We start from the raw sequence: 3,140 nt of genomic DNA, 5'->3' as shown, positions 1-3,140 counted from the left end.
GAGTCTCTCGCTAGAGGACTCTGATGTGCTATACGTTGGTACTCAGTGCCGCTTTCAGGAGACACTCAGGGTGTTGCAATGCTGCGGTTAAAGCAAGAGCATTGGGCCTATTTAGGGAATGTTCAGGTGGCATAGGTATTTGATAGGCCCTTCGCTTTGCTCAGGGTGAAAAAGAGGACCAGTAGTAGAGGCTAGTCTTTGAGGTACCCGTTTTCATAGAACCTAACCACCATCAGAGTCTCTCGCTAGAGGACTCTGAATGTATATAGTGATGGTGTTCAGTGTCCCTTGCAGGAGACACTGAGGGTGTTGCGAGGTTAGTTAGACTAACCGCTACTTAAACACCTTCTTTAGCAATTCTGTAGTTCTGGCTCCCGGATTTTGTCGAATGTTCAATTCCTCTTTAGCTATCATTACAAAGAGTCCGTCTATGGCTTTTTGTGTCACATAGGCTGTTAAATCAGTCTCTACTTTTTTCACCAGGGGTAGTTTGTTGTACGTACTAAACACATCTTCCCAGTGCCTCGTGGCATTTACTTTGTTCAGACTGTTCTCTATAATGGGGCTAAATTTTCGCGTGAGTTCGGCCGAAGTTTCACGCTCCAGAAAACGTGTAGCCGCATCCTTTTCGCCTTTTACTATATTGATGGCATCTTGAATGGTAAGTGCCTTAATGGCCGCAATGAAAATATTCTTGGCTTCCGAGGCCGCGTCTTCTGCCGCTCTGTTTAGCGATTCCACCGCTTGGTCTACCTGCTTTTCCAATCCCATTGAACGTAATTTTTGCTCAACGCTCTGCGCTTCGGGAGGCAGCGGAATTTTAATCTCAGGATTTTTGAAATACCCATCCATCTGCGAGAGCAAGTCCACCCCTTTTGTGGTGCCTTGCTCCAAAGCCTGCTTGAGTGCGTTGGCAGCTTCTTCTTTGGTAAAAGCCGCATCGCCTCCCAGTAGTCCTTTGGCTTTTTGAAGAACCTGGGCCTGTGAAGAACAGCTAAACAAGAACAGACCCAGTACCATAAAGTAGAGATTTCTCATATGCTTGTGTTTTTATAACAGGTAACGCAAAAGGGGCCAAAAGTTGGATCGAGCAGAGACTTTTTTTCCACAGCTATAGGCACTGACTTACTTCTTTGAATTATACGCGTTTTTAAAACCCAGTAGTTCTACGGTTTTAAACACCGCCTATTGTCACTAATCTTACTTAACACTTAACTCACATATCATGACCAAATCAGATTACACACAATTGTCCGTATACAACGGATCGGATGAAGCCGTAGAGGTTTACGTAACTTTTGCTGCTCAAAACAGCCAAAACAAATGTTGCCCCACCCCATGCGGACTGAGCGACTTTCCCTTTCTGACCAAAGTAAACCAACTCATGGGTAAGTTTACCTTAGACTCAAAGGCCACTCAAAACTTTGACCCCAAAGGCAAATGCTTTAGCGGAAACATCGGTTTCTACATAGAACCTCAATGCCCTGTGCCCGATGCCGGTTTTCATCATGGAGAAACGGGCACTAACATTGCAGAATTTACACTGAACCCCAACATTCCTTGTGCTGAGGCCATAGACATTAGCTGTGTGAACGGAGTAAATTGCTTTATCGAAATGAAAGTGGATGCCGATGCCGGGTGGGCCTATGGCCCAGACAACACGCCCATCACCACTATTTACAACAGAGGCTTGCAGGAAAATTCCGGTAACCCCGGAGTTTACCCGGTAAACTGTACTGACTGTATTCGCTTAGTGGGTGCCAGGCCTTGCCCTACACTCCCCTTGGGACCGGCTCAAACCGAACGAATTTGCAATGTTCAACGGTCTGAAAGAGGTGGCACTGTTCAGGTAAATCTGGTAGTACCTGTACCTATGTAGCCACTTGGACATTGATTTAAAAGCTGTCTCTGAAAAATTCAGAACCTCGTTCCTTACTTCACCAAAGTACTTTCTAAAGGGGCTATGTGAGAGTTTCCGGGCTGGTCCAGTTGAAGTATTCAGAGACAGTTTTTCTTTGCGTTTTTAATAGGTTTATCCTTTTCATTTCCAACCAATTGCTTTCATTGACTGTCTACACAGGAGAACTACACTCCTATGAAGAAACTACTAACCTGTGTCGGGCTACTGGTAGCCCTTGGCCTAACGGCACAAACTCCAAAAATTGAATTGGGCATTGAGCTATCTACAGAAAATATAGAAGGCAGCGGCTTGCTCAAAGATGCCGGAACCAACTTTTATGATCGGATTGTCAGAGACCGATCCAACTTCTCCATGGGCATAACTGCCAATTTGCTTTCCAACTCCTCTTCGTTCAGTTTTCGATCAGGACTCCTATATGCTCAAAAAGACATTACTTCTTTCAAAGAGTGTGGCTTTTGCCACACCCTATTCAACGCGCTAATTGTGCCTGAATACAGACGAGTCGAGCAGCGCTACCTTTCCGTTCCTTTTCTTATTCGCTACGAACCAAAACAATCAAGACTATCTCCAATAGCAGAGGTTGGTCTATACAATCACTTTTTAGTCAGTGATGGCCAACTGAACCAAAACAGAAGCGCATACATGGAAGCCTCTTTTGCCCTGGGAGCCAGCTACAAATTAAACAACACCCTACGGGCAGAGCTAAAATATAATTATAGGGCGAGCCTCAGTACGGTATATTCGGGTGAGGTAGTACGGTACCATTATAGCGACTCCGAGCCAAACCGATTGCGTACCAATGCTTTTCAGTTGGGATTCTTATACTCGCTTTAATAAACAAAGACTAAAACCCGAACATTAATTCACAAACATTTACAATAGGTTAAAATCTTATTATCTCACCAACTGCACCAGTTCCCATAATATATGTCTTCTACCCGCCATTCGTAAGGACACCATTAGAAACAACTTTCATCCGTTTTCTTTGAGAAAATGATAGGGATCTGTGTACACCGGGTTAGGATTAACCTTGATTAAGTCTTTAGGTACCAGATCATGCTCAATGGCCAGGTCGAACCCTTTTAAGGCCGCCAGCTTAGTATAGGTAACCGCTGGGAAAGAGAGTATGTCTTTTTGTAAAATGAAAAAGGCATTGTACTTATTGTGCAGCCCGGGTTTGAGAAGCTGCATCAGACTTTCTACCATCTGCTCTTCATCA

3 protein-coding genes and 1 pseudogene are annotated in these 3,140 nt (G+C 44.5%); 2 read left to right on the top strand and 2 right to left on the bottom strand.

Going from position 1 to position 3,140, the window contains the following annotated elements; translation table 11 throughout:
* Positions 1 to 333: 333 nt before the first annotated feature.
* The gene (locus tag B3O12_RS05770; RefSeq protein WP_286742818.1) at positions 334 to 1,038 is read right to left on the bottom strand and encodes a DUF4197 domain-containing protein; all 705 of its coding nucleotides are present in this window, start codon (positions 1,036 to 1,038) and stop codon (positions 334 to 336) included.
* Positions 1,039 to 1,225: 187 nt separating this feature from the next.
* Here B3O12_RS05770 and B3O12_RS05765 point away from each other — a divergent pair, with 187 nt between their 5' ends.
* Entirely contained in the window at positions 1,226 to 1,879 is a 654-nt protein-coding gene (locus B3O12_RS05765; protein ID WP_286755614.1) for a hypothetical protein, read from the top strand.
* 216 nt (positions 1,880 to 2,095) lie between these two features.
* Entirely contained in the window at positions 2,096 to 2,755 is a 660-nt protein-coding gene (locus tag B3O12_RS05760) for an outer membrane beta-barrel protein (protein WP_286755612.1), read from the top strand.
* Positions 2,756 to 2,893: 138 nt separating this feature from the next.
* On the opposite strand, the pseudogene B3O12_RS05755 reads toward B3O12_RS05760, so the two are convergent.
* Positions 2,894 to 3,140: pseudogene (locus tag B3O12_RS05755) on the bottom strand (hypothetical protein); the annotation flags it as partial.

The sequence above is a fragment of the Roseivirga sp. UBA838 genome, assembly GCF_002296035.1.
GTDB lineage: Bacteria > Bacteroidota > Bacteroidia > Cytophagales > Cyclobacteriaceae > Roseivirga > Roseivirga thermotolerans.
This window is presented reverse-complemented; position numbering and strand designations above follow the sequence as displayed.

Excerpts from the sequence above, each read along its gene's own strand:
- B3O12_RS05770 (WP_286742818.1), bottom strand. The coding sequence starts at position 1,038 with ATGAGAAATCTCTACTTTATGGTACTGGGTCTGTTCTTGTTTAGCTGT.
- B3O12_RS05765 (WP_286755614.1), top strand. The coding sequence starts at position 1,226 with ATGACCAAATCAGATTACACACAATTGTCCGTATACAACGGATCGGAT.
- B3O12_RS05760 (WP_286755612.1), top strand. The coding sequence starts at position 2,096 with ATGAAGAAACTACTAACCTGTGTCGGGCTACTGGTAGCCCTTGGCCTA.